At 75.9% G+C, this 489-nt stretch carries 1 protein-coding gene; it reads left to right on the forward strand.

Going from position 1 to position 489, the window contains the following annotated elements:
- The coding region (locus tag CCN42_RS20945) for an acyltransferase family protein (RefSeq protein ID WP_339384363.1) at nt 1-489 on the forward strand (489 nt) is incomplete at both ends.

A 489-nucleotide genomic window follows, 5' to 3' on the forward strand; every position in this document is an offset into this window, starting at 1 on the left:
CACCCGGGTCAACCCGCTGTGGCCGCTCGCCGTCGTCCTCCATGTGGACCTCGTGCGCTTCGGCCTCGGCGGCCCCTCCTGGCTGGGCTGGACCAACCTGGCCGCGGGCTGGCTGGTGCCCTACACGCTGGGCGCGGCCTGGAGCCGGGGCGAGCTGGAGCGGCGGCGGGCGGGGTGGATCCTGCTGGGCGGCGGGGCGGTCGTGACGGCCGCACTGGTGGCCTGGGCGGGGTATCCGGCGTCGATGGTCGGGGTGCCGGGCGCCGCGGTGTCCAATCTGAACCCGCCGACGCTGGCCGCCGTCACGTTCGGCGTGGCCCAGTGCGGTCTCGCCCTGCTGCTGCGTGAACCCCTGCGCCGCGTACTGCGCCGGCCGGTCGCCTGGGCCGCCGTGGCCCTGGTCAACCTCTCCGCCATGACGATCTTCCTCTGGCACCAGACCGCCCTGATGGCCACCACGGCCACCGCCCTCCTCGCCGGCCGCCTGCC

The organism is Streptomyces glaucescens (assembly GCF_002154375.1).
Taxonomy (GTDB): Bacteria; Actinomycetota; Actinomycetes; order Streptomycetales; family Streptomycetaceae; genus Streptomyces; species Streptomyces glaucescens.